The following is a 24,972-nucleotide window of genomic DNA, read 5'->3' as shown; positions in this document are numbered from 1 at the left end:
AATTTGTGAAACGAGCGTACGGTCCGAACCATGGAAAACGCCATCCTGGTGTCCGGCCTCCACAAAACCTTCGGCCGGACGCACGCGCTCAACGGACTCGACCTCACGGTCAGGACCGGGGAGGTGCACGGTTTTCTGGGCCCGAACGGATCGGGGAAGTCGACCACGATCCGTGTCCTCCTCGGGCTGCTGCGCGCCGACTCCGGGTCGGCCCGCCTGCTGGGCGGCGACCCGTGGAAGGACGCCACCGCGCTCCACCGCCGCCTCGCCTACGTGCCCGGCGACGTCACCCTGTGGCCGAACCTGTCGGGCGGCGAGGTCATCGACCTGCTCGGCCGGCTGCGCGGCGGGCTGAACCCCCAACGCCGCGCCGAGCTGCTGGAGCGCTTCGACCTCGACCCGCGCAAGAAGGGCCGCGCCTACTCCAAGGGCAACCGGCAGAAGGTCGCCCTGGTCGCCGCGCTCGCCTCGGACGTGGAACTGCTCATCCTCGACGAGCCCACCTCCGGCCTCGACCCCCTGATGGAGGAGGTCTTCCGGGAGTGCATCGCGGAGGAGAAGACGTCGGGCCGCACGGTCCTGCTGTCGAGCCACATCCTGGCCGAGGTCGAGCAGCTGTGCGACCGGGTGAGCATCATCAGGAACGGCCAGACCGTCGAGAGCGGCACCCTGACCGACCTGCGCCACCTGACCCGCACGTCGATCAGCGCCGACCTGGCCACCCCCCTCACCACGATCCCGGGCGTGCACGACCTGGTCGTCGACGGCACGAGGGTGCGCTTCGAGGTCGACACCGACCGGCTCGACGACACGCTGAAGCACCTGACGGCCGCCGGCGTGCGCAGCCTCACCTCCCAGCCGCCCACCCTCGAAGAGCTCTTCATGCGCCACTACCAGGGGGCGGCGAGATGACCGGCCTCCGGCACCTGATCCGCCTCATCCTGCGGCGCGACCGGGTGCTGCTCCCCCTGTGGGTGCTGATCCTGGCCGCGCTCCCGGCCGTGTACGCCGCCAGCTTCGCCGAGCTCACGCCCACCGACGAGGCCCGGGAGCTGTACGCCCGGACCACGGCGGGCATCCCCTCGATCGAGGCGATGCTGGGCCCGATCTACGGGTCGAGCGTCGGCGCCCTGGCCACCCAGCGGGCCGGGCTGACCCTGCTGATCGTCGCGCTGATCAACGTGCTCGTGGTGATCAGGCACACCCGTACCGAGGAGGACGCCGGGCGGCGGGAACTGGTCGCCGCGACCGTCGTCGGACGGCACGCCCCGCTCGCCGCCGCGCTGGTCGTGGCGGTCGGCGCCGACCTGGTGCTGGGCCTGCTGACGGCGGCCTTCATGGGCTTCTCCAGCGGTTCGCTGCTGCTCGGCCTGTCGCTGGCGTTCGCCGGGATCGTGTTCGCCGCCGTCGGCGCGGTGGCCGCCCAGCTCACCGAGAACGCCGGACCGGCGCGCGGGCTGGGGCTGGCCGTGCTCGGCCTCGCCTACCTGATCAGGGCGGCCGGCGACGCGACCGGGTCGGGCCTGTCGTGGGCCTCGCCGCTGGCCTGGGGCCAGTACACCCAGCCGTTCGCCGACGAGACCTGGTTGCCGCTGCTGGCCTCCTTCGGCCTGGCGGCGCTGCTGGCCGGGCTGGCCGGATGGCTCTCGGTCCGCCGCGACGTGGGCGGCGGGTTGGTGCCGACCCGGCTCGGCCCGGCCGGTTCGACCTCGCTGACCGGCCCGTTCGCGCTGGCCTGGCGGTTGCAGCGGGGGCTGCTGACCGGCTGGAGCGTCGGCTTCCTGATCTTCGGGCTGGCCTTCGGCGGCGCGGTGTCCGGCGCGACCGAGGCGTTCAACGGCAACCCGGAGCTGGCCGAGCTGTTCGCCCGCCTGGGCGGCGGGGTGTCGCTCACCGACACCTTCATCTCCACCCTGCTGGGCATCGCGGCGATCGCGGCGGCGGCCTACGGGATCCAGGCGGCGCTGCGGATGCGCGCGGAGGAGAGCACGATGCGCGCCGAACCGGTGCTGGCCACCGGGACCGCGCGGGTGCCGTGGGCGCTCGGCCACGTGGTCTTCGCGGTGGCCGGCCCGATCGTGGCGCTGCTCATGATCGGCGCCGGTCTCGGCCTCACCTACGGCGCGGACGTCGGCGACCTGGGCCAGGTCCCCCGGCTGATCGGCGCGGCGCTGGCGCAGGCTCCGGCGGCGGCCACCCTGACGGGCCTGACCGTCGCGCTGTTCGGCCTGCTGCCCCGGCTGACGGGGGTGGCGTGGGGGATCCTGGCGATCTGCCTGCTGCTGGGACAGATCGGCGCACTGCTCCAGCTCAGCCAGGCCGTGCTCGACCTGTCGCCGTTCACCCACACGCCCCACCTCCCCGGCGGCGAGGTGACCGCGCTTCCGCTGGTCGTGCTCGCCGTGGTGGCCGTGGTCCTGACGGCGGCGGGCCTGTGGGGCTTCCGCCGCCGCGACGTCGGGGTGTGAAGCTACCGGCAGGGTGACGCCCCGAACAAGGGGCGTCACCCTCAGGCACGTTCCAAGCTCCGGATTGTGACTTACCTCACACGGTGAAGCCGCTGAAGAGCAGCAGCGCGAGCCCGAGCGCCAGGACCAGGTTGAGCACCGCCGCGCTGCCGAACACCACGACCGGCCGCCAGCCGGCCTCGCGCAACGAACTCACCTTGAACTCCAGGCCGATACTCACGAAGGCCAGGATCAGGAACCACACCCGCAGGTCGTTGGCGACCGCGATGACCTCCTTGCCGTCGGCGGCGGGGACGGTGCCGAGATACCAGGTGGCGATCACCGAGGCGGCCACGAACCCGAGCACGAACTTCGGGAACCGCGTCCAGAACTCCCCGATCCCGGGCGCCTTCGCGCCGGGCGTGCGCTCGACCCGGAACGCGAACCACGCGGTCAGCGCGATCACCACGATCCCGATCAGCGCGTTCTGGGTGACCTTCACGATCGAGGCGACGGCCAGGGCGTCCTCGCCGACGAGCGCCCCGGCCGCGGTCACGGCGGCGGTGGTGTCGATGTTGCCGCCGATCCAGGCGCCCGCGACCTCGTCGCTCAGCCCGAACACCGAGGCCAGCCACGGCACCAGGAAGATCGACGGCAGCGCGAACGCGATCACCAGGCTGGCCGTGTAGGCGAGCTGCTCCTTCCGGGCCTGGACGGCCCCCGCCGCCGCGATGGCCGCGCTCACCCCGCAGATCGACACGGCCGACGACAACAACGCGCGCAGCTTGTCGTCGATCCCGAGCCGCCCGGCGAGCCACCAGGTGAAGAGGAACACGCTGGTGATGAGCAGGATGCCCTGGATGACGGCCGGCCCGGCGGCCGTGACGATCACCTTGAGGTTGATGGACGCCCCGAGCAGCACGAGCCCGGTCTTGATGAAGAACTCGGTCCGGAAGCCGCCTTCGAGCCGCTCCCGCCACCCGGTGGCGGTGAGGATCGCATTGCCGATGAGTCCGAGGACGATGGCGTAGACGGGATATTCGATGGCCTTGGCGACATCGCCCTCGAACCAGACGGGGACGTTCTTCTCCAGGAACCGGGTGGCCGCGCCGAGCACCAGCACGACGACGACGCCGAGGACGGCGTGAAGACCGGCGTTCCGGGCCGGCGACTGAGCCTGAGACCGCGTTCCGGTCATGGGATCAGCCCCGGAGGGATCACGCCGACGATGACGAGCACGAGCAGGACGAGCCCGATGACGGTGGCCGCCCAGTCCTCGTTGAACTGGGTCCGGCTCTCCTGCCGAGTGGGGGGTTCGGTCATGCATTTCATACTAAACATATAGGAATTACCGGTAAAGCCCCACGGAGTATCGTGACCACGTGTTCTTCGGCATCACCGACATATGGACCTATGTCATCGGCGCGTTCCTGATCGTCCTCCTCCCCGGCCCGAACTCCCTGTTCGTGCTCTCCACCGCGGCCCAGCGCGGCGTGCGCGACGCCTACCGCGCGGCGGCCGGCGTCTTCATCGGCGACTCGGTGCTCATGATCGCCTCGGCGGCGGGCGCGGCCTCGCTGCTCATGTCCAGCGAACTGCTCTTCACGATCGTGAAGTACGCGGGCGCCGCCTACCTGGCCTACATCGGGCTCACGATGATCTGGGGCGCGTGGCGCAGGCGCTCCGTGACCGGCGAGATCGAGACCCCCGCGCCCTCGGCCGACCCCTTCCGCAAGGCGCTGGTCATCAGCCTGCTGAACCCGAAGGCGATCCTGTTCTTCGTCTCGTTCTTCATCCAGTTCGTCGACCACACCTACGCGGCCCCGGCCCTGTCGTTCCTGATCCTGGGCGCGATCCTGCAGGTGTTCTCGGTGCTCTACCTGTCGGCGCTGATCTTCGGCGGGACCTTCCTGGCCGGGCAGTTCCGGCAGCGCAAGGTGCTCTCGGCGGGGCTGACCACGGGCGTGGGCGCGGTGTTCCTCGGGTTCGGGGCGAAGCTGGCGACCACCAGCCTCTAGACCCGCGCGCCGGTTGCCTCCCAGACCGCCGCGCAGCCGCCTTTCGGGCTCGACAGGCGCAGCCGGGCGTCGAACGCGGTGACGAACCACAACCCGGCCTCCGGGTCGAAGGCGGCCCGCGCCGGTTCGAACGTGAACCGCCAGCGGGCCCCCTCGCAGCCGGCGACCTCGGCCGCACCCGCGGCCTCTCCGCCGGCGACCTGCTCACGGCCCGACCACGCATGGGAGACGCACAGGCCGCCGTCGCACGGCTCGACGGTGACCGGGTTGGCCTGCGCGCACTCGGGCAGGCCGTCGCACCGGGTGTTCGCCAGCCCGGCCACGACCTTCGCCCGCAATCGGGCCCCGGCCAGGGTCGAGGCGGAGACGGCGCCCTTGGCCTCGTACACCTCGATCGTGTCGCGCAGGCCCGCCACCTTGGCGCGGGCGATTAGCGCCTGGGCGACGACGAGGGCGGCCAGCACGCAGACGAGCGCGACGAGCGCGCGGGCGCGGGTCATGCCAGCGACACCAGCACGAGCCCGGCCAGCGCCAGGGTGGTGATCACGGCCACGACCGGCAGCAGCCACACCGGCAGCGCGGGCCGGGGCACGACGGGCGGGGGCGGCGGCGCGGCGGGCTCGATCGTGGCCGTCGGGATCCTCGGCACGCGCAGCTCCCGGGTCGGCTCGGCGGGCTCGGCCCAGAAGGCGGTCCGGGGGTCGAAGGCGCCGCGTTCGCAGGTGGCGACCGGGACCCACCGGCCGTCCATGGCGATGCCCCGGTGGTGCCAGTGCAGGTCGCCGCCCCCCTCGGCGGCCAGCCGGTGGCAGCGGTCGGAGGCCGCCGCCGAGGTGAAACAGAGCAGCACGAGTTCGCTCTCGGCCGTCACCTCGAACCCGATCCCGCCCGGCCAGGGGAAGCTGCGCGCTCGGTCGGGGCCGTCCATGGCCACCCAGGCGCCGCGCAGTTCCCCCGCGCCGAACTCCGCCGGCCCGCTCAGGGCCCGGACGTAGTCGTCGTCGGACGGCCAGACGACCAGTTCAGCTGGCATAGATGACCCGTCCCGGCGTCTCGATCCCGTGCACGCTCGACCACGCCCGCACGCACGCGAGCACCTGGCCGGGCCGTTCGGGGTAGTGGATGGCGATGTCGTGGCGGGTCAGGTCGCCCGCCGAGCGGTAGCGGCCCGGCGGGAACTTGACCGTTCCCGCGCCGGAGTCGAGCGCGGCGTCCGACAGGGCGTCGTTGCAGGCGATGCGCCACTCCCCCCACCAGGAGTCCTCCGGCGCGGGCGGCAGGTGGACGACCGAGCAGAGCGCCTCGTGCAGGCGGACCACCGACTCCAGCCACGGGCCCGAGTGCCTCGGCCGCCCGGCGACCTCCTCCAGGCGCTGGTTCAGCTGGCCGACGTAGCCGGTCAGGGCGGCCGGTTCGGCCAGGCCGCGCAGGCCGGAGAACTCCAGCGCCTGGAGGCAGTGGTGCAGCCCCGGGTCGAGCCCGGCCAGGACCGGCACCATCGCCGCGAAGGCCGCCAGGTCGGCCGGGACCGGCCCGCCGGTCTGCGGCGCGCCGCCGACGCCCACCGCCAGGCCGGGCGCGACCGTGCGGCCGCCGACCTTCAGCGCCGGGATCAGCCGTTCGTCCTTGGGGCCGGGCAGGGTGACCGCCGCCCCCGGTTTGCCGGGCCGGGCCCCCGCCCTGAGGGCGGCCTCCTCGGCGGCCCGGCGTACCAGGTCGGCGTCGCGGCGGGACAGCCGCAGCGCGTTGAGGTGGACGGCGGTCCACAACACGCCCTCGTCGTGGGCGGGCGAGGTCGAGCCGGGCGCGATCCGTTCGGCCAGGTCGAGCAGGGCCTCGCGCAGCGGGCTCGCGGCGCTCGCCACTGCGACCGGCCGCTGGGGTTCCGGCGCGGCCAGCACGGCGTCGAGGTCGGCGGCCAGTTCGGCCGTGCCCGGCCCGGCCGGCAGGGCGTCCAGCGCGGTGCGCAGCCCGGTCAGGAATCCCTTCGTCAGCGCCGCGGGCGCGGTCGCGGTCTGGGACAGGACCGCGCGCAGCGTCTCCTCCAGCGCCATCAGTGGCTGCCGGTGAACGGGTTGAGCTTCTCGTCGACGTCGGGGTCGCCCGGGGTCATCGCGACGCTGAACACCGACCCCGGGTCGGCGACGACGTCGGCCGGGGACCGCGCCTCCCGGAAGCGCACGTAGCCCGACTCCACGGTCAGCCGCCCCTCGGCGTCGAGCACCGGCACCATGTCGGCGCCGAGCAGCCCCGCCTTCGGGGCCCGCACCGACTCGCCGATCTGGGTCAGGGAGTCGGGCCGGCCGGGCTCGGGGGTGTAGAAGGTCCAGAGCCCGTCGCCGGGCACGTCCTTGGGCAGCGGGCGGCCGATCAGACCGGCGGCGTGGCGGCCGTCGTCGGTGAGCAGGCGGTCGCTCAGCACCGTCCCGGCCGCGAAGATCGGCTGCGGGGCGGAGGCCAGGCCGCCCGCCGTGTAGGGGTTGACCACGATGTCGCGCTGGAGCACGAAACGGCCCGCCTCGTCTCTGGCCACCAGGCCGCGGGTCGCCTTGGCCGGGCCGAAGCGGGGCGCGTGGACGGGGCCCGACTGGTGGCAGAAGTGGGCGGTGACCATCTCCCGCTCGTTCACCTCGAACGTCACCTGCACCTGCCGGTGCCAGTCGGCCTGCTGCTCGGCCGGCACCCGGCCCCTGAGCAGGTCGTGCGTGTTCAGGTGGCTCCACAGGCTGCGCTCCTCCTCGACCGCGAACGGCTGGCGGTAGATCGCCATGTTCTGCGGCACGGGGATCCAGTCGCCGTAGCGGCGGCGGCCCTCGATCTCGCCGTCGACCTCGATGCGGTCGAACCGCTCGCCGACCTGGAAGATCGGGAACAGCTGGCCGCCGGTGGCGTCGAAGACCAGCGAGTTGGGCAGCGCGTGGAACAGGTTGTCCACGTCGATGTAGAGCTCCGTCAGGCCGCGCCGCACCCGCTGGGTCGCCTGGGAGGCGCTGGCGTAGCCCTTCTGGCGGACGTGCTCGGCCCAGCAGGCGCCGATCGAGGTGCCGGTCTTGGCGAAGACGGGGTCGTACACGACGTCGAGGGGGTTCCAGTTCACGTGGTCGCCGGCCTGCGCGAACGTCTCCAGCAGGACCCTGCGGACCTGCGGCAGCGCCGACGTGCCGCCGGAGATGATGACCTTGTCGAGGACGTCGGGCACGCCCTTCTCGTCACGGCCCAGCCGCCGTTTGACCACGCTGAGGGCGATGGCGAAGGCGTCCCTGACCACCTCCTCGACGATGCGGTTGATCTCCTCCTGCTTGATCACCACCTCGTCGGGCTCGGTGAGGTCGCGGGCCCGGCCCTCCAGCTGGAGCAGCTCGGGCACCCGGCGCACCACGTAGTCGCCCTCGTGGCTCGACTGCTGGCGTTTGGCCAGGTCGGCCTGGCTCCACAGGCGCCGGAACCGCTCCTCGGCGGCGTGCCGGTCACCGGCCGCGCTCGCCCAGCGGGTCGGCACCACCTTCTCGATCAGGTCGGCCCGGCGCTGCTCGGCGTCGGGGCCGGCAGCGGGGGCCAGCAGCGAGCCGGGGACGTAGACGCCGCCGGTCAGGTAGCCCGGGTACTCCTCGCGCACCAGCCGGGGCGACCGGGTCAGCACCGCGTCGGCCAGCAGCGCCTTCAGGTGCTTGAAGACGCCCAGCGTGATGCGGTCGCCGCCGAGCTGGGCCCGGCCCGCCTTCGCCAGCACGGCCGGGCGCAGCGCGTAGTAGCGGCCCTGGACCCGCTCGTCGCGGCCGGTCCCGTAGACGGTCTGGTCGAGCAGGGTGATGCCGAGCAGCGCGATGTCGGTGGTGCCGCCGCCGATGTCGACGACCAGGATGTTGCGGTGCCACTGCTTGTCGCCCACCTGGCGGGTGTGCGCCCGGAACGCCTCGATGCCGACCGCCTGGTCGCCGGCGAAGTCGCGCATCAGGTAGAACATCGCGGCGGCGGTCGCCTCGTCGTACGCGGTCACGACCTGGCGCATGCCGATGCGGCGGGCCAGCCGTTCGACGTCCTGGCGGATGCGGGGCGGCGACACCGTCGGGTAGGTCACCACCGCGTGGGTGATCGGCTTGGTCGACACCTCGTCGGGGTGGTCGTGGCAGTACTTGGCGACCTTCTCGGTCATCAGGCCGGCCCAGGCGGCGGCGATCACGTCGTCGGGCGTCACCGGATGGCCCGCCGGCAGGCCCGGCAGCGACCGGGCGGAGCCGAGGAACTGCTTGAGGCTGCGCTGCGACCGCACCTCCGGCGCGAGCGGCTCGGCCGACCCGCCCGGCCGGTGGCCGTCGGCCGCCATGCTGACGGTCAGCGGGTCGAGCCCGTGGACGGCGATCTCGCTGTCGATCGTCTCCTCCCCCGCGTGCAGCGGGATCCTGATCATCCGCTGCTCCCGGATCGGCGGCACGTCGAAGGCCGCCCGGTAGAGCCCCTGGAGCGCCTGGGACACGATCGGCTGCCGCACCTGGGCGGCCTGGCGCTCCATCGTCAGCAGCAGCCGGTAGAGCCCGGCGCCGCTGGTGGAGGTGTCGTTGTCGAGGACGGCCCTGGCGGCCTGGAGCGGGTCGGCGCTCCCCCCGGCGGTCGCCAGGGTGCTGCCGGTGGCGGCCAGGAAGCGCTGCCAGCTCTGGCCGTCGAGCCCGAAGCCGGGGTGCCCGTCGAAGCGCAGGGTCAGCTCCCGGCGCAGCACCTCCCGCTGGGAGGGCGGGAAGCCGATCAGGGCGTGCTGGCGGCGCTGGTCGAACAGGGTGATCGAGGTCGTGCTGGTGCCGTAGTCGAGCGCGATCCAGCCGCTGTTGACGTCGAGGTCGGGGGTGGGCTCGGGACTGACGGTGACACGGCTCTCGGCCATTCGGCGGTTTCCGCCCTCGTACTCGTAGGTGATGGTCCAGGTGAAGACGGCCGGTTCGGCCGGCGCGTCGGAGGGCCCGGCCGACACCGGCCCGAGCAGCCGCCACGCGCTGCCGCCCCGCAGGCTCATGCCGCCCGGCGGGACCTGCGGCGTCCAGCGGGCGGCGAGCGCCCCGGCGGGTTCGACGGTGATCGACCGGATGACGGCGTCGCGCTCGGGCACCACGATCGGGAGCGGCAGCGGTCCGGGCACTCTGACGTCGGTCACCCGGCCGCCGTCGGGGCCGGCGAGGTAGATCTCCATCTACGCGCCCTTCTTCCAGTCGGCGAACCGGGAGAACCCGACGTTGACGCCGCCGCTGGGGTAGGCGGCGCGCAGCTTGCGCAGTTCCTCCAGCAGCGGGGTGCCCTTGGCCTGCGCCGGGCGGCGGACGACGTCGGCGCGGATCTGCTCCAGGATGTCCTCCAGCGTCTCCAGACCCCCTCTGATCTGCGCGTCGGCCAGCGGGCGCAGCGCGTCGAGCCAGTCTCGGACCACCATGTCGGCGGCGTCGACGACCTGCTGCCGGAGCCGGATCACGTGGACGGGGTGCAGCTGGTGCACGAACCAGGCGTCCTCGGCCGGGCGATCGTCGTGGGGGATCGACCAGGCGAACCGGTGGGGGCGGCGCATCGGGAAGGCGTGCTCGACCCCGCGCGTGTCGGGCTGCGGCAGGTCGGCGGCGGCGTTGGTCAGGATCCCGCGCCACTCGGCGGGCCTGATCAGCGCGGCCAGCGTCTCGCGCTCCTGCTCGGGGAGGTCGACGGCGGCGAGGCGGCGGCGCAGGTCGTCGGTCACGAGGGTCTGGGCCTTGGCCAGCACCGCCTGCTCCCAGCGGACCAGCGCCAGGTTCCGTGAGCTCGCGTAGACCTCGTGGCAGACCGCGGTGAAGGGGCCGACGAACTCTTCGGTCGACTCGGGACCGGCGCGCAGCTCGGTGCCGGTCGCGGTCGACATGATGGCCCACCACTGGGGCCAGGCGAAGACGCGGGCGATGAGGTCGGCGCGGATCTCGTCCATGAGCGAGGGGTTGCCGCCGCCGAGGGTCTCGGCGAGCAGCGGCGGCAGGTCGGCCTTGAGGCTGCTCAGCACGGTCTTGACCTGGTTGACCAGGTTCTCCGTCTCGGCCCCGGCCGAGGCGAAGACCATCCGGGACGCCTGGTCGAGCGCCGCCTCCAGGTCGCCTTCGGCCAGGTCGAGGGCGGCGCGCTCCTTCACGACCCGGCTGTGGCGGGCGGTGAGGCCGTAGCCGGCCAGCCGGTCGGCGAGGCGGTCGAGCACCAGTTCCTTGCCGCCGTCGCGGGCGGTCGCGGTCAGCAGGGTCCGCAGCCGGCTCGACTGCGGCAACCCGGCGGCGACCGCCCCGGCGGCCTCGACGACCCTGACGGCCTCCCCGACCCGGTTGTCGAGCGACCCCGAGAGACCCATGTGGTGGAGGGCCGTCAGCCCCGAGTAGAAGAAGGGGTCGTCGTCGGGGTTGAGCCGCCCGGCGGTGTCGAGCAGCTTGCGCAGGGTGGGCACCTGGGCGAGCACCTCGTCGTCGGACTGCGCCTGCCGCAGGGCCGGGGTCTCGAACCGCCGGACGTCCTGGACGTCGCCGAGGTTGCCCACCCCTACCAGCACCCGCCCGCGCCGGTCGGCGGGGTAGACCTCGCGCAGCAGCGAGGTGAGCTCGTCGGACGCCATGCCGTCGGGATTGCCGCCCTTGAGCAGGGCGATCACGGTGTCCATGTCGGGCAGCAGCGTCTTGGTCAGCGTCAGGTCGCGCTCGCCGGAGATGTCGTTGAGGAAGCCCGGGAAGTCGTAGACCACCATGCGGTCCTTGGAGACCTCGTGGTTCCAGGAGGCGTCGCCGAGCAGCCGGTCGAGGTCGAGCACCTCGGGGGCGACCTCCACGGTCACCGCGATGTGGTCGACGATCCAGAAGGGGTCGGGCTCGGAGACCGGCCGCCGCTCGGAGATCAGCAGCAGGTCTTCGGCCTCGGCCTCGGTGATCGACGGCCGGGCGCCCAGACGGCTGCCGAACTCCCTGACGGCCAGTGCGATGGCCACGAGCTGGGCCGACAGGCGGCGGACCTGGTTGGGGGCCTGGGCCGCGTGGGCCTGGTGCCAGCGCAGCAGCGTGCGGCCGTCGCCGCTCCTGGCCGCGGCCTCCCAGACGGCCTGCTCGAACCCGGCGGCGGCCGGGCCGGACAGGGCGCGGCCGGCGGCGTGCAGCTCCTGGCCGATCGACTCCCGGCGCTGGGCGACGGCGGTCTCGGTGAGGTAGATCGCGTGCCGGCCGGTGACGACCGTGGGGACGCCGGAGCGCCCCTGGCGCACCCAGTAGGCGGTGACGTTGCCCGTGGTGGGCTGGTCGCCGATGAGCAGGCCCTCCAGCCCGAGCAGGGAGGCGATGAACATCGTCTTGCCGGCGCTGAACTCGCCGAGCACGCCGAGCTGGTAGGGACGCCGGGTGGCGTCGAGGAGCCGGCCCGCCTGGTCGCGCGTGCGGGCGACGGCCGGTCCCAGCTCGTCGGGCAGATCGGGATGTTCCAGCAGGCGCCGGATCCCGGCGGCGTACTCCTCCGCCGTGCGGATGTCCTGTCTCATGTGCTCGACCGTCACGTGGTCCCTCCTGGGGTGGCTACGTCCACCTCAGCGGAGTCACGGGCCTTCCGGCATCAGGGACGAGCCCGGAGAAAGGGCCGAGAACGCCCTGTTGTCCTGAGGGTTAGATCCCTCTAACTCCGCAGATGTCCCTTAGGGGGTAAGCCCGACCACCCTTAGGGGTCGGGTACTGTAACGAATCGGCCACGGCCTCCCCAACGGGTTTTCACACACTGCCCCATGGGTAGGCGCGGAAGCTTTAGCGTCGGTGCTCCGACGCCTGAAGGAGCAGCATGACCCACCCTCAGTTCGCCCTTCCCCGGCTGACCGCCCTGATCAAATCGGCGATCCCCCGGTTGCTCGAGGGGGTGGTCGCGCCTCTCGCCGTGTTCTACACGGCGTTCGCGCTGCTCGGGCTCGACGGCGGGCTCATCGCCGCCGTCTCCTGGGTCTACATCGGGGTGGCCTACCGGCTGGTCCGGCGGCGGCCGGTGCCCGGGACGATGGTCCTCGCGGCCATCGCGATCACGGTGCGGGCGCTGCTGGGGTGGTGGACGGGCGACGCGGTGGTCTACTTCATCCAGCCCGAGCTCGGCACGATCTGCATCGCGCTGGCCTTCCTGGCCTCCGTACGGCTGAACAAGCCGCTGGTCCAGCGGCTCACGCTCGACTACATCCACCTGCCGCAGTTCGTGCTCAAGCACGAGCGCATGCGCCAGTTCTTCGCCCGGATCACTCTGCTGTGGGCCTTCGTGCTCATGTGCAACTCGGCGGTGAGCATCTGGCTGCTGCTGCACAACAACGTCTCGACCTACCTGCTGGTCCGCACGTCGGCGGTGGCGTTGATCACCGGGGTGGCGTTCGCGGGGTCGGTGTGGGCGTTCAAGCGGGTGCTGAACCGGCTGCACGCCGAGCCCGCCGCTTGACCTGAGCTCCTGCGGGCAGGGGTTCGGTCATGAGCACTCTGACCCGGTATCGCTGGCCCGGCCTCCTCGTGTTCGCGCTGGTCGTGGCCCTGGTGGCGGTTACGGGCGGACTCGCCGCCTCGAACGCCGGCGCCGTCTACGTCCGGCTCGACCTGCCCCCGTGGGCGCCCCCGCAGTGGTTGTTCGGCCCGGTCTGGACCGTCCTCTACGCCCTGATCGCCATCTCCGGCTGGCTGGTCTGGAAGTCCCGCGGGCTCGACCGCTCCTTCGTCCCGTACGTCGTGCAGCTCGTGCTCAACGCCCTCTGGACGCCGCTGTTCTTCGGCGCCGGGCTCTACGGGACCGCGTTCGTCGACATCACGCTGCTGTGGGCGGCGATCGTGGTGAACATCGTGATGTTCCTGCGCCGCAGCCGCGCCGCCGGATGGCTGCTGGTGCCCTATCTGCTCTGGGTGACCTTCGCCGCCGCGCTCAACCTGTCGATCTGGCTGGCGAACTAGCCGAACGTCTCGTCCCTGGCGGCGTCGAGGGCGAGCAGTGCGGCGCCGAGCAGCACCGGGTTGTCGGCCACCGTGCTCGCGGTGACCCGCACCGGCACCGGGCAGAGCTCCTCGACCGCCCGCTGGACCCGCGCCGCCAGCTCCGCGCCGCCCCGATGGCCCGCGCCGCCGCCCAAGACGACCAGGCCCGGGTCGACGACCTCGGCGATCGCCGCCACGCCCAGCGCGACCCGTTCGGCCAGCACGTCGAGCGGGGCCTCGAAGACGAGGTCGTGCAGGTCGCCGCCGCGCAGCGGCAGGAAGCCCACCTCGCCCGCCGCCCCCGAGACGCCCCGGCGCAGCTTGTGGTCGAGCACCAGCGCGCCGCCGGTGCCGGAGTCGAGCCAGAGCAGCGCGAAGTCGGCGCGGCCCACGGCCGCCCCGGCGCGGTGTTCGGCGATGGCCGCCAGGTTGACCTCGTTCTCGATCACCACGCGGGCGCCCAGCTCGTGTTCCTCCTCCTGGCCGTCGCGGGAGCCGTGGCCGGGGGCCCCGACGACGACGGTGTGCAGCGGCCCGCGCGCCACCGCCCGCACCGCCGCCACGATCCCCGGCCGGCCCGGCAGCTCCGCCTCGCCGACCGTCTCGCCCGCCAGGTCGGCGCAGACCGCGCTCACATGATCGGGGCGCACGTCGACGCCCACCACGTGGGCCCGCGCCGCCGCGACCCGCCACAGGCGCGCGTTGGGGCCGCGCCGGTCGGCGCCGGTCTCGCCGGCCGGCTCGATCAACCGGGCGTCGTGGAGCCGTTCGACCAGGTCGGAGACCGACGGGCGGGACAGGCCGGTCAGTTCGCGCAGTTGCGGGGCGGTCAGGGGGCCCATCTCGACCAGCAGGTCGAGCGCCATCCGGTCGTTGATCGCCCGAGCTGTGCGGGGGGTCGCCTTAATCATCAGGAAGCCTAACTGTTAATTTGATCGTACCCCTCGAACCATGGAGTACGAAAATGCGTCGCGCGATCTCACTGGTCTTCCTGTGCCACGGAATGGTGGCGGGAAGCTGGTCCACGCGCATCCCCTGGATCCAGGAGCACCTGGGTCTGTCGGCCACCACCCTCGGTCTCGTCCTGCTGGCCACGGCGGGCGGCTCGGTCGCCGGCCTGCTCGCCGCCGGGCCCCTGTTGGCCCGATTCGGGGCGCGGGACGCCACCGTGATCCTCGTCCCGATCTACTGCCTGACCCTCGGGCTCCCCGCGCTGTCCCCCAGTGTCCCCGTTCTCTGCCTGGCCCTGGTCCTCTACGGCGCGGCCGCCGGGACCTCCAACGTCGCCGTCAACGCCGAGGCGTCCGGCATCGAGAAGGCCGCCGGGCAGCCGATCATGACCCGCCTGCACGGCATGTGGTCGGTCGGCATGCTGCTCGGCGCCGGTGCCGGCGCCCTGGCCGCCTCCTTCTCCGTCGCCGCGCCGCTGCACCTGGGCGCCGTCGCCGTCGTGGCGGCGGGCGGCGCCTGGTCGGCCGCCCGGTCCCTGCCGGTACGCCCCTCCTCCCCCGCCCCCGAACGACGGCTCGGCCTGCCGTCCCGGTCGGTGGTCGCGATCGGGCTGGTGGCCTTCTGCTCCTCCTTCGCCGAGAGCTCCGTGGTCAACTGGTCGGGCATCTACGTCCGCGACGTGACCGGGGCCGACGCCGTCGCGGCGGCGCTGGCCTACGTCGCCTTCGCCTGCACCTCGGCGTTCTCGCGGCTGGGCTCGGTCGCGGTGATCGTCCGGCTCGGCATCGTCCGGACCGTCCGGGCCGGGGCGCTGACCGCGCTGGCCGGCGGCCTGCTGGCGGTGTTCGCGCCAGCGACCTGGGTGGCCGCCCTCGGGTTCGCGCTGATCGGGCTCGGGCTGGCCACCGTCGTGCCGCAGTCGTTCAGCGCCGCCGCCGACGCCGCGCCCACGCCGGGCGAGGGCGTGTCGGGGATCGCCATGATGACCCTGTTCGCCGGGCTCGGCGGGCCCACCCTCTTCGGCGTGGTCGCCGACGCGTTCTCCCCGCGCGTCTCGTTCCTCCTGGTCACCGCGGCCGTGGCGGCCATCGCCCTGGCGGCCTCGGTGCTGCGTCCACGAGTATCGGCACCTGTCCCCGTCCCGGCGTGAAAGAAGGAACCCTCTTGTCTCTCGGAACCGCTCTCGTCACCGGCGCCAGCCGCGGGCTCGGCGCCGTCATCGCCGAACGGCTCGCCGCCGACGGGTGGCACGTCGTGCTCAACTACGCCCACGACACGGCCGGGGCCACGGCGGTCGCCGACCGCGTGCGCGCCCGGGGCCACTCGATCGAGACCTCCCGGTTCGACGTCACCTCGGAGGAGCAGGTGGCCGCCGCGCTGGCCGCCGCCGGGCCCGTCGCGGTCGTGGTCAACAACGCCACCGGCCCCCAGCCGGAGATCCCCGTCGAGGACCTGACCTGGGACGACCACCTCGACCAGCTGAAGTTCTTCGTCAAGGCGCCGCTGCTGATCCTCCAGGCGGTGCTGCCCGCCATGAAGGCCGCCGGGACCGGCCGGATCGTCAACATCGGCTCCGAGGTCGCCGACCTGGGCAACCCCGAGTTCAGCCAGTACGTCTCGGCCAAGATGGCCATGCACGGCCTGACCCGGTCGTGGGCCCGCGCCCTCGGCCCCCACGGGATCACGGTCAACACCGTCGAACCCGGCTGGATCCCGGTCGAGCGCCACGCCTCCGTCCCGGCCGACGACCACGAGGCGTACCGGAAGACCCTCGCCCTCCCCCACATGGGCACCCCCGCCGACGTCGCGGACACGGTGGCCTTCTTCGCCTCCGACGCCTCCCGGTTCGTGACCGGGCAGCGTATCGCCGTCAACGGCGGCAAGACCATGAGCTGACCCCCGGTCTCCGCCCGGGGTCGCCCCAGGGATGACCGGTCGTCATCTCAGGGGCGATCCCGGATGGATCTCCCACCCGTTTGAACCAGGCTGCGGTTAGCAGTCAGGCACGACAGCGGAAATCTCCCACGAGTTCCCGAACCGGACGCCAATTCGCGGCGTTGCGGCCACTGTGCCATGGCTTCATCCAGGGGAAAGGAGACCGCACCATGACCATGCTCGCGGCGGCGCCGTCCGCAGGCGTAGCCCTCGTCGGTTCGCTCTTCTTCGCTCTCGGCGCGGCCCTCCAGCAGCACGTCGCGGCCACCGGCAACGAGCCCCGCCTGCGGGTGCTGCTGCGCCGGCCGCGCTGGCTGCTCGGCGGGGCGGTGATCGCCGCGGGCGGACTGCTGCACATCTACGCCCTGAGCATCGGCCCGCTGACGATCGTGCAGCCCATGGGTGTGGCCAGCCTGCTGTTCGCACTGCCCATCGCCGCCGCCCTGCACGGACGCCGCACGTCCAGGCACGAGCTGGCGGCCGGGGCGATGGTCGCGATCGGCCTGATCGCGCTGGTCCTGATGGTCCCGGTGCCGACCGGGCCGCCAAGCATGACCGCCGCCGAGGTCACCCTGATGCTGGGCCTGGCCGGCGGCGGCGCCCTCGTCTGCCTGGCCGCCGCCACCCGCATCGGCCCGCCGGGGCGCACCGCCCTGCTGGCCGTCTCCGCCGGGATCATGTACGGCGCCGCGTCGACCCTGATGCGCGTCATCGCCGACGGCTGGCCCGGCCAGTTGTGGTTCCTGCTGGCCCTCCCGATCCCCCTGGTCGGCGCGCTGATGCTGCTCCAGAAGGCGTACGCCATCGGGCACTTCGGCGTGGCCTTCGCGGCGCTGCAGGTCGCCGACCCGGTCACCGCGGTGTCCTTCGGCGCGCTCCTGCTCGGAGAACCCCTGCCCGCCAACGGCCTCGCGGCGACGGCGGCCGCGGCCCTCGCGGCGGCCGGCACGGTCGCCCTCGCCCGAACGACCCCCCTGTCAAGGTGAACGGAGCCCCCATGAGCCTCACCCTCGCCGAGGCGTCCGTCGCGCATTCGCGCCCCCGCCGGGTGCTGATCGCGACCGACACCTACCCGCCGGACGTCAACGGCGCCGCCTACTTCACCCACCGCCTGGCCTCGGGCCTGGCGGCCCGGGGGACGGAGGTCCACGTCGTGTGCAGCTCCGACGACGGCCCCCCGGTCACCGACGTGATCGAGGGCGTGCTCGTGCACCGGCTCCGGTCGGCCCGCCTGCTGGTCCACCCGACGATGCGGTTCACCGTCCCGGCCGGGCTCGGCCGCACGATGGACCGGCTGGTGCGGCGGATCGCGCCCGACGTCGTGCACACCCAGGGCCACTTCGTGGTCGGCCGGTCGGCCGTGGCCGCCGCCAAGCGGGCCGGGCTGCCGGTCGTGGCGACCAACCACTTCATGCCCGACAACCTCTTCCAGTTCACCGGGGTGCCCGCCCGGCTGCGCCGCCGCGTCGGCGACCTGGCCTGGAAGGACCTGAACCGGATCTTCGAGCGGGCCGACCACGTCACCACCCCGACCCCGCTGGCCGCCGACCTGCTGTCGGCCAAGGGCCTGCGCGCCAAGGTCGAGCCGGTGTCGTGCGGCATCGACCTGTCGCGGTTCCGCCCGCAGCCGCAGACCTGGGCCCGCCGCCGGTTCGGCGTGCCAGAGCGTCCGACGATCCTGTTCGTCGGCCGCCTCGACGAGGAGAAGCACCTCGAAGAGATCGTGCTGGCGCTGCCGAAGCTGCTCAACGACCTCGACTGCCAGGCCGTCTTCGTCGGCCAGGGCAACCGCCGCGAGGCGCTGGAGAAGCTGGCCCACCGGGTCGGCGCCGGCGACAACGTGCGCTTCCTCGGCTTCGTCGAGGACGCCGACCTGCCCCAGGCGTACGCCGTCGCCGACGTGTTCTGCATGCCCGGCACGGCCGAACTGCAGAGCATCGCCACCCTGGAGGCGATGGCGAGCGGCCTGCCGGTGGTGGCCGCGAACGCGATGGCGCTGCCGCACCTGGTCGAGGGCAACGGCCACCTCTACACGCCGGGCGACGTCTCCGAACTGGCCCGGCACCTCAAGGCGATCCTCACCCGGCCCGACGAACGCGCCGCGATGTCGAAGGCGAGCCTCTCCCTGGCCGCGACCCACACGCACGAGCAGTCGCTGGCCCGTTTCGAGTCGATCTACGGGGAACTCGTGCACCGCGCACCCATATCCGCTGTTCACTGAACCGGGGGACTGATGATCCTGATGGCCACGGCGGGCCCGGCGACGGCCCTGCTCCTGATGCTCGGCCTGCACCTCTTCTTCGCCGACCTGATCAATCCGATGACCGGCCTGCTGAGCGACTACGCCGTGACGAACACCGCGACCGAGACGATCTTCGCCCTCGGCATGATGGCCCTGGCGGCCGGCTGCGTGGCCACCGCGTGGAGCCTGACCGAGCCCAACCCGTCGCGGACCGCGGCGACCCGGGTGCTGCTGATCGTGGCGGCGGCCGGGCTGGTCCTGGGCACCATCTTCCCGACCGACCTGTCGGCCGACGTGACCACCCTGGGCGGCGAGATCCACCGCTGGTCGACGGCCGTGGTCTTCACCGCGCTGCCGGTGGCCGGCTGGATCCTGACGCGGCGGGGGCCGCTCGGGGCGGTCGGCGTGCTGGCCCGCGCGAGCGGCGTCTTCCTGGCCTTCTACCTGCTGAGCCACCCGACGTCGCCGGTGTCGGCGCTGATCGGCGGGGAGGCGTACTTCGGCCTGCTGGAGCGGGTCGTGGTCGTGCTGGAGATCCTGCTCGTGATCGCGCTGGCGAACGCGGGCAAGGTCGCCCTGCGGGCCGCCGCCCCGGCGGCGCGGCCGGCACCCGCGCTGAACGGCTGACCCTTTCACCGCCCCTTTTCAGCACAAGGGGCGGTGTCACAAAAACCAATAACTCCGGCAATTCACCAGGCAGGTCGCGCGAACTCGGCCGAAACCGCAAATCCGGCAGCGTGGCGATGAATACTCCCGTTCATGGGAAACGCGCCGATCGCCGGCCGGATCGCAGCCGCGGCCTGCGGGATCGCAGCCGCCGCGACCTGGGCGTTCGTAGATCCGGACTTATCCGGAAAATACCTGGGGCCGGTCAGCATTTTCGCCGGATTCGCCGCTTTGGCCCTTTTGATTATCGGCCTTCGCGGCAAATCCGAACTCCTGCCGTTCGCCGTCGCGGGATTGGCGCTGACGGTCACGGGTCTCGTCATCTCCCTGGTGCGGCAGACCGGATTCGCTCCCCCGGTCGCCGCCGTGACGCGGGCGCCGCTCGCGGTCAACTACGGCATGGTGCACATCACCCGGCCCGTCGACGGCGGCTTCAGCCCGACCTGCACGACCGTCACCGGCACCGCCATCCCGCCCGGCACCGGGTCGTTGTGGCTGGTCGCCGGAGGCGTCGTCCACGAACTGACCCCCGGCGACGACGGCACCTGGCGGGCGCCGGTCCGCATCGGGGCCGACGACCCCCGCGACGCCGACCGCGAGTACGACATCCGGGTCTACTGGGTGCCCGGCGGCAGCCGGCCGCCCGCGATCCCTCCGCAGGGGCGGATCCTGGCCGAGATCACCGTCGTGAAGGACCCGGCCAAACTGGCCTGCGCCTCCCCGGAGCCGACAAACGCTAACACTCCGGGGTAAAGGAATCCCAAGAATGGCCTGATCACGCCTCAAAATCGGCTAATGTCCGGTCATGTTCGAGGCTCGTATCCAGACCGTCGCCGGGACCGTCCCGGTCAGTTCCGTCGAAGGCCCGGTGCTCCCCTGGGAGACCCTGCGGGCCGACACCCGCTGGGGCGTCGGGGTCGAGTCGGATCCCGAACGGTGGCTCGACGAAGAGGGCCACGTCACCGCCGAGCTGACCCGCCTCAACCGCGAGTTCGGCCTGTCCCTGATCGTCGACCACACCGGCCTCGGCATGGGGCGCGACACGACCGCGCTCACCCGGATGGCCGCGGGCAGCCGGGTCGCCATCGTCGCCGCCACCGGCTTCGGGCCCGAGCCGTTCGCCGGGGAGCTGATCAGGAAGTCGGGCGTCGACGACCTCACCGGCGACCTGCTGCGGGAGATCGGCGTCGGGCTCGACGGCACCTCCGCGCGGCCCGGCCTCATCGTCGCCACGGCCCACGACGAGACCCCCACCCCCGCCGAGGAGCGGGCGACGGTCGCCGCCGCCCGCGCGTCGCTGCGCACCGACCTGCCGATCGCGGCGTCGGGGCTGGCGCTGCTGGAGACACTGCTGCACCACCGGGTGCCGCCGCAGCGGGTCAACGTCAGGACCGCCGACCCGCTGGCCCAGCGCAAGATCTGCGAGACCGGCGCCTACGTCACCGTCACCTGCCCCGACGACGTGTTCACGCTGCTCGACGCCGGGCACGGCGAGCGGGTGCTGTTCACCTCGGGGGTCTCCCGCCGCGACGAGCTGTGCCCCTACGGCGGCGAGGGCTACGCGAAGCTGTTCGACGTCGAGGGCGTGCCCGACCTGGTCACCCGTGTGAACCCCGTGCGGTGGCTGGCAGGTGGACGCTGAGGAACTCGCCCACGGCCGCGACCGCCTGGGTGACGTAGGGCTCGGTGTCGTAGAGGTCGACGTGCTGCTTGGCGTCGAGCCAGACCAGCTTGCGCGGTTCTGACAACCGGGCGTGCGCCTCGTGGGCGCCCTCGGGCGCGCAGAAGGCGTCGACCACGCCGTGGACCAGCAGCCCCGGCTTCGGCGACAGGAAGTCGGCGCCCATCATGTTGTCCATCGTGATCAGCTCGCGCAACGAGGCCCTCGTCACCTCGTTGACCCAGCCGGGGGTCTCGCCTCGGGCGGTGCCGTAGTACTCGAACGGCTCGTCGCCGGCCATCGCGGCGTCGGGGCCGCCGACCGCCGGTACGTATTCGGGCCGCGCCCCCAGGTCCTGCCGCTCCAGCGCCTCGGTGAACGACTTCAGCGCGCCGGGCCACCAGTCGCCGGTCCGCATCGTGTAGGGGCTGTTGTAGCCGCCCGCGATGCCGACGAACACCCTGACCCGGTGATCGAAGGCGGCGAACTTCAGCGCGTAGCCGCCGCCGAGGCAGATGCCGACCGCGCCGATCGCATCCGACCGCACCTCGGGGCGGGAGCGCACGTAGCTCACGGCGGCCCGCAGGTCTTCGAGCTTGCCCTGCGGGTCTTCGTGCCGCCGGGGCTGGCCGTCGGACTCACCCCAGTTGCGGTGGTCGAAGGCCAGCGTGACGTAGCCGAGATCGGTGAGGCGGGCGGCGTACAGGCCGGTGACCTGTTCTTTCACGCCCGTGAAGGGGCCGGTGAAGACGAGCGCCGGGTGGGGCCCCGGGCCCGTGGGCACCCTCAGCTCGCCGGCGAGCCGGAGGGTGCCTGCGGTGAACTCGACTCTCATTCCCTCAGTGTTGACGTAAAGATCTCATGAGTCGAATCCCAGCCCGAGCCGGTCGAGGGTGCGCAACCACATGTTGCGGCGCCCGCCGTTCGCGTCGGCCCGCGCCAGCGACCACCGGGTCAGCTGGATCACCCCCGACCTGACGGGCTCGGGCGGGAACGGCACCGGCTTCTGGCGCACCATGTGCAGCCGGGTGCGCTCGGTGTCGCGGCCGTCGAGCAGGTCGAGCATGACGTTGGCGCCGAAGCGGGTGGCCGCCACGCCGAGACCGGTGTAGCCGACGGCGTAGGCGAGGCGGGTGCCGTAGCCGGTGCCGAAGAACGCCGAGAAGCGGCTGCACGTGTCGATGACGCCGCCCCACTTGTGGGAGAACCGCACGTCCTCCAACTGGGGGAAGGTCTCGTAGAAGTGCTCGGCCAGGGTGTGGAAGGTGGTGTCGCGCTGGTCGTAGGTCGGGCGCACCCGGCCGCCGTTGTAGTAGACGGCGTCGTAGCCGCCCCACAGGATGCTGTTGTCGTCGGTCAGCCGGTAGTAGTGGAACTGGTTGGCCGAGTCGCCCATGCCCTGCCGGTTCTTCCAGCCGATCGAGTCGAGCTGCGCTTCGGTGAGGGGCTCGGTCATCAGGGCGTAGTCGTAGACGGGGACGACGTAGTACTTGAGCCGCCGCAGCAGGGGCGAGAAGACGCCGGTGCCCAGGGCCACCCGGCGGGCGCGCACGGTGCCGTACATCGACTTGAGCTGGAGCGAGGGGCCCAGCGAGGAGATCTCGCGGACCGGCGAGTGCTCGTACATGCGGACCCCGAGCTTCAGGCACGCCTGGCGCAGGCCCCACGCCAGCCGGGCCGGGTCGATCATGGCGCACTCGCCGCGTTCCCAGACGCCCGCGATGTAGGTCGGGGAGTTGACCTCGGCCCGCACCTCGTCCTGGTCGAGGTACTGGATGTCCATGCCGAGCTCGCGGCCGATCGTGTGGATCTCGCGCATCTCGTCGATCTGCCACTGCTCCGTGGCGACGTTCATCTCGCCGGTGCGCTCGAAGGAGCAGTCGATGCCGTAGCGCTTGATCGTCTCTTCGATCTCGTTGAAGTTCTCGATGCCCATGCGGTGCAGGTCGGCGATCTCGTACGGCCACCGCTCCAGGCCGTTGCCCAGCCCGTGGGTCAGGCTCGCGTGGCAGAAGCCGCCGTTGCGGCCGGTGGCGGCCCAGCCGACGGTCTGGCCCTCCAGCAGGACCACGTCGCGGCGGGGGTCGCGCTCCTTGGCCAGCAGGGCCGTCCACAAGCCGGAGAAACCGCCTCCGACGATGGCCAGGTCGGCGGTGGTGTGGCCGAACAGACGCGGCAGCGTCTCCGGCTCCAGGGGGTCTTCGTGCAGCCAATAGGGTTTGCGCTCGGCGTCGGCCAGCGCCTGTCGGGGGTCCATCTTCGCCTCGAAAAGGGTCGTCACCTGTGGGGGTACGGGAAAGCGCGGCGTGACGGGACGTCACACCGGGCTTCGGGGAATACAGGCATGGCCCCGGAGCTCGGCTCAACGGGGCTTGGCGGCGTCAGATCAGGTGGGCGCGGCGGATACGCCGAATGGACTACTGGCGGTGCGAGTGTGCGAGAGGCTCACACATTTCACGTCCCTTAGTGGGTCGTCTTCCTGCGGGCGGATATGGCATTGGCGACGGCGAGCAGGACGCCGATACCAAAGATAAGGGTTCCCATGACGTTCACCTGCGGCGGGATGCCCACCTTCACGGCGCCCACGATCCACAGGGGGAACGTCTGTTCCGAGCCGTTGACGAAGCTCGTCACGACGTAGTCGTCGATCGACAGGGCGAAGGCGAGCATCGCGCCCGCCGCCACGCCCGGCATGATCGACGGAAGGGTGACCAGGCGGAACGTGGTGAACGTCCCGGCCCCGAGGTCGCGGGCGGCCTCCTCCAGCGAGGGGTCGAGGCCGACCACCCTCGCCCGGACCGTCACGACGACGAACGCGAGCGAGAAGAGCGTGTGCGCGATGATGATCGTGATGTGGCCGCGCGGCGCGTTGGCCGACACGAACAGCGACAACAACGAGGCGCCCATGACGAGCTCGGGCGTGCTGATCGCGGCGAAGATGAGGAAGTCGGTGACGCCCTTGCCGCGGAAGCGGTAGCGGCCGACGGCCAGGCCGAGCAGGGTGCCGAGGACGGTCGCCAGGATCGTGCTGACCACCGCGATGATCAGCGAGTTGACCAGCGCGTCGGTGAGGCCGTCGATGGCGAACAGCTGCTGGTACCACTTGAACGTGAAGCCCTGCCACGAGGTGTTCGACTTCGACTGCTTGTCGTTGAAGCCGAACAGGATCATCACGGCGATGGGCGAGGCCAGCCAGAGGATGATCAGCCAGGTGTAGACGTATAGGGCCCGGTCGCCCAGCTTCCCCCTCATCGGGCCGCCGCCTCCAGGACGTTCTCGGTGCCGAGGGCACGCGCGTAGATGAAGATGCCGATGAGCAGCACGGCCATCAGGGTGAACGAGATCGCCGACGCGGTCGGGTAGTCGTTGTTGACCAGGTATTCGGTCTGCACGATGTTGCCGATCATCGTGTTGCTCGTGCCGCCCAGCACCTGGGCGTTGATCGGGTCGGCCGTGGCCGGCACGAACGTCATCAGCACGCCGGCGAACACCCCCGGCAGCGACAGCGGCAGCACGACCCGGCGGAAGGTCGACAAGCGCGAGGCGTACAGGTCGTAGCTGGCCTCGATGACGCGGGGGTCGACGCGCTCCAGCGCCACGTAGATCGGCAGGATCATGAAAGGCAGGAAGTTGTAGACCAGGCCGCCGATGACCGCCACCGTCGTGGCCAGCACGTGGAAGTCCTGCGGCAGCACCCCCCAGCCCTTCAGCGTGCCGAACAGGATGCCGTCGTCGGCCAGCAGGAAGCCCCACGAGATCGTCCGCAGCACGAACGACACGAAGAAGGGCAGCAGCAGGAGGAACAGGAACATGGACTTGCGGTGCCCGGCCTTGAAGGCGATCCAGTACGCCACCGGATAGCCGAGCACCAGCATGATCACGGTCGCGACGCCGCCGTACACCAGGGAGCGCACGAGCTGCGTGCTGTACTTGGCGATCGCGTCGGTGTAGTTGGAGACGCTGAACGTCTGGGTGAACCCGTCGATGAGGTTGCCCGTGGTCAGCGACACCGAGGCCATGGCGGCGATGGGCACCACCAGGAAGATGGCGAGCCACAACCACGCGGGCAGGGCCAGCCAGTAAGGCGTCCAGCGTCTCATTC

The 24,972-nt window shown here is 72.0% G+C and carries 24 protein-coding genes; 12 read left to right on the top strand and 12 right to left on the bottom strand.

The annotated features are described in order from the left end of the window. Positions 1 to 30 precede the first annotated feature (30 nt). Together AW274_RS30730 and AW274_RS30725 are read left to right on the top strand one after the other, a co-directional pair. On the top strand, positions 31 to 912 hold the full coding sequence (locus AW274_RS30730) for an ABC transporter ATP-binding protein (protein ID WP_062439402.1): 882 nt from the start codon (positions 31 to 33) through the stop codon (positions 910 to 912). Next, positions 909 to 2,468, top strand: a complete 1,560-nt coding sequence (locus tag AW274_RS30725; protein ID WP_062439398.1) for an ABC transporter permease — start codon at positions 909 to 911, stop codon at positions 2,466 to 2,468. Before AW274_RS30730 ends, AW274_RS30725 begins: the two co-directional genes overlap by 4 nt. 76 nt (positions 2,469 to 2,544) lie before the next feature. Here the strand turns inward: AW274_RS30725 and AW274_RS30720 are convergent, their stop codons facing one another. Together AW274_RS30720 and AW274_RS42755 are read right to left on the bottom strand one after the other, a co-directional pair. Further along, positions 2,545 to 3,645: a YeiH family protein gene (locus AW274_RS30720; protein WP_062439395.1), complete on the bottom strand. Its 1,101-nt coding sequence runs from the start codon at positions 3,643 to 3,645 to the stop codon at positions 2,545 to 2,547. Next, the gene (locus AW274_RS42755) at positions 3,642 to 3,770 is read right to left on the bottom strand and encodes a hypothetical protein (RefSeq protein ID WP_269750632.1); all 129 of its coding nucleotides are present in this window, start codon (positions 3,768 to 3,770) and stop codon (positions 3,642 to 3,644) included. Before AW274_RS42755 ends, AW274_RS30720 begins: the two co-directional genes overlap by 4 nt. A gap of 59 nt (positions 3,771 to 3,829) precedes the next feature. On the opposite strand from AW274_RS42755, the gene leuE reads away from it, so the two are divergent. Then, positions 3,830 to 4,465 (top strand): leucine efflux protein LeuE, encoded by a 636-nt coding sequence (gene leuE, locus AW274_RS30715; RefSeq protein WP_062439394.1) that lies wholly within the window; start codon positions 3,830 to 3,832, stop codon positions 4,463 to 4,465. Here the strand turns inward: leuE and AW274_RS30710 are convergent. From AW274_RS30710 to AW274_RS30690, 5 genes are read right to left on the bottom strand one after another with little or no spacing between them, the layout of a single operon-like run. Continuing rightward, positions 4,462 to 4,965 (bottom strand): hypothetical protein, encoded by a 504-nt coding sequence (locus AW274_RS30710; protein ID WP_062439387.1) that lies wholly within the window; start codon positions 4,963 to 4,965, stop codon positions 4,462 to 4,464. The two genes, leuE and AW274_RS30710, sit on opposite strands and share 4 nt — an antisense overlap. Beyond that, positions 4,962 to 5,498, bottom strand: coding sequence for a hypothetical protein (locus AW274_RS30705; protein WP_062439384.1), 537 nt, complete (start codon positions 5,496 to 5,498; stop codon positions 4,962 to 4,964). The genes AW274_RS30710 and AW274_RS30705 overlap by 4 nt, the downstream gene beginning before the upstream one ends. After that, complete coding sequence (locus tag AW274_RS30700; RefSeq protein ID WP_062439382.1) at positions 5,488 to 6,519, bottom strand: hypothetical protein; 1,032 nt, start codon at positions 6,517 to 6,519, stop codon at positions 5,488 to 5,490. Before AW274_RS30700 ends, AW274_RS30705 begins: the two co-directional genes overlap by 11 nt. Further along, positions 6,519 to 9,644: an Hsp70 family protein gene (locus AW274_RS30695; protein ID WP_062439378.1), complete on the bottom strand. Its 3,126-nt coding sequence runs from the start codon at positions 9,642 to 9,644 to the stop codon at positions 6,519 to 6,521. The genes AW274_RS30700 and AW274_RS30695 overlap by 1 nt, the downstream gene beginning before the upstream one ends. Beyond that, positions 9,645 to 11,972: a hypothetical protein gene (locus AW274_RS30690; RefSeq protein WP_157520803.1), complete on the bottom strand. Its 2,328-nt coding sequence runs from the start codon at positions 11,970 to 11,972 to the stop codon at positions 9,645 to 9,647. A 290-nt stretch (positions 11,973 to 12,262) separates the two neighbouring features. Between AW274_RS30690 and AW274_RS30685 the strand changes: the two genes are divergently transcribed. Both AW274_RS30685 and AW274_RS30680 read left to right on the top strand, forming a co-directional pair. After that, complete coding sequence (locus AW274_RS30685) at positions 12,263 to 12,895, top strand: VC0807 family protein (protein ID WP_062439372.1); 633 nt, start codon at positions 12,263 to 12,265, stop codon at positions 12,893 to 12,895. A gap of 29 nt (positions 12,896 to 12,924) precedes the next feature. Beyond that, positions 12,925 to 13,395 (top strand): TspO/MBR family protein, encoded by a 471-nt coding sequence (locus AW274_RS30680; protein WP_062439370.1) that lies wholly within the window; start codon positions 12,925 to 12,927, stop codon positions 13,393 to 13,395. On the opposite strand, the gene AW274_RS30675 is transcribed toward AW274_RS30680, so the two are convergent. Beyond that, positions 13,392 to 14,327, bottom strand: a complete 936-nt coding sequence (locus AW274_RS30675; protein WP_062439367.1) for an ROK family transcriptional regulator — start codon at positions 14,325 to 14,327, stop codon at positions 13,392 to 13,394. The genes AW274_RS30680 and AW274_RS30675 overlap by 4 nt on opposite strands. A 53-nt stretch (positions 14,328 to 14,380) precedes the next feature. Here AW274_RS30675 and AW274_RS30670 point away from each other — a divergent pair, with 53 nt between their 5' ends. From AW274_RS30670 to AW274_RS30640, 7 genes are all read left to right on the top strand, one after another. Next, a complete protein-coding gene (locus AW274_RS30670; protein WP_062439364.1) occupies positions 14,381 to 15,517 on the top strand; it encodes an MFS transporter in 1,137 nt (378 codons plus the stop codon). Between the two features lie 14 nt (positions 15,518 to 15,531). After that, on the top strand, positions 15,532 to 16,263 hold the full coding sequence (locus AW274_RS30665) for an SDR family oxidoreductase (RefSeq protein ID WP_062439362.1): 732 nt from the start codon (positions 15,532 to 15,534) through the stop codon (positions 16,261 to 16,263). A 209-nt stretch (positions 16,264 to 16,472) separates the two neighbouring features. After that, positions 16,473 to 17,288: a DMT family transporter gene (locus tag AW274_RS30660; RefSeq protein ID WP_062439359.1), complete on the top strand. Its 816-nt coding sequence runs from the start codon at positions 16,473 to 16,475 to the stop codon at positions 17,286 to 17,288. 11 nt (positions 17,289 to 17,299) lie between these two features. Continuing rightward, positions 17,300 to 18,523, top strand: a complete 1,224-nt coding sequence (locus tag AW274_RS30655; RefSeq protein ID WP_062439357.1) for a glycosyltransferase — start codon at positions 17,300 to 17,302, stop codon at positions 18,521 to 18,523. Between the two features lie 12 nt (positions 18,524 to 18,535). Continuing rightward, the gene (locus tag AW274_RS30650; protein WP_062439354.1) at positions 18,536 to 19,171 is read left to right on the top strand and encodes a DUF998 domain-containing protein; all 636 of its coding nucleotides are present in this window, start codon (positions 18,536 to 18,538) and stop codon (positions 19,169 to 19,171) included. A gap of 270 nt (positions 19,172 to 19,441) precedes the next feature. Next, positions 19,442 to 19,963: a hypothetical protein gene (locus AW274_RS30645; protein ID WP_157520802.1), complete on the top strand. Its 522-nt coding sequence runs from the start codon at positions 19,442 to 19,444 to the stop codon at positions 19,961 to 19,963. A 52-nt stretch (positions 19,964 to 20,015) separates the two neighbouring features. Then, a complete protein-coding gene (locus AW274_RS30640) occupies positions 20,016 to 20,852 on the top strand; it encodes a phosphotriesterase family protein (protein WP_062439349.1) in 837 nt (278 codons plus the stop codon). Here AW274_RS30640 and AW274_RS30635 read toward each other — a convergent pair. From AW274_RS30635 to AW274_RS30620, 4 genes are all read right to left on the bottom strand, one after another. Beyond that, entirely contained in the window at positions 20,809 to 21,705 is an 897-nt protein-coding gene (locus AW274_RS30635; protein WP_062439346.1) for an alpha/beta hydrolase, read from the bottom strand. The two genes, AW274_RS30640 and AW274_RS30635, sit on opposite strands and share 44 nt — an antisense overlap. Positions 21,706 to 21,729: 24 nt before the next feature. Beyond that, complete coding sequence (locus AW274_RS30630) at positions 21,730 to 23,127, bottom strand: NAD(P)/FAD-dependent oxidoreductase (RefSeq protein ID WP_062439552.1); 1,398 nt, start codon at positions 23,125 to 23,127, stop codon at positions 21,730 to 21,732. Positions 23,128 to 23,333: 206 nt separating this feature from the next. Further along, entirely contained in the window at positions 23,334 to 24,122 is a 789-nt protein-coding gene (locus tag AW274_RS30625; protein WP_062344010.1) for an ABC transporter permease, read from the bottom strand. Further along, positions 24,119 to 24,970, bottom strand: a complete 852-nt coding sequence (locus AW274_RS30620; RefSeq protein ID WP_062439343.1) for an ABC transporter permease — start codon at positions 24,968 to 24,970, stop codon at positions 24,119 to 24,121. Before AW274_RS30620 ends, AW274_RS30625 begins: the two co-directional genes overlap by 4 nt. Positions 24,971 to 24,972: the final 2 nt, after the last annotated feature.

This window comes from Herbidospora daliensis (genome assembly GCF_001570585.1).
GTDB lineage: Bacteria > Actinomycetota > Actinomycetes > Streptosporangiales > Streptosporangiaceae > Herbidospora > Herbidospora daliensis.
This window is presented reverse-complemented; position numbering and strand designations above follow the sequence as displayed.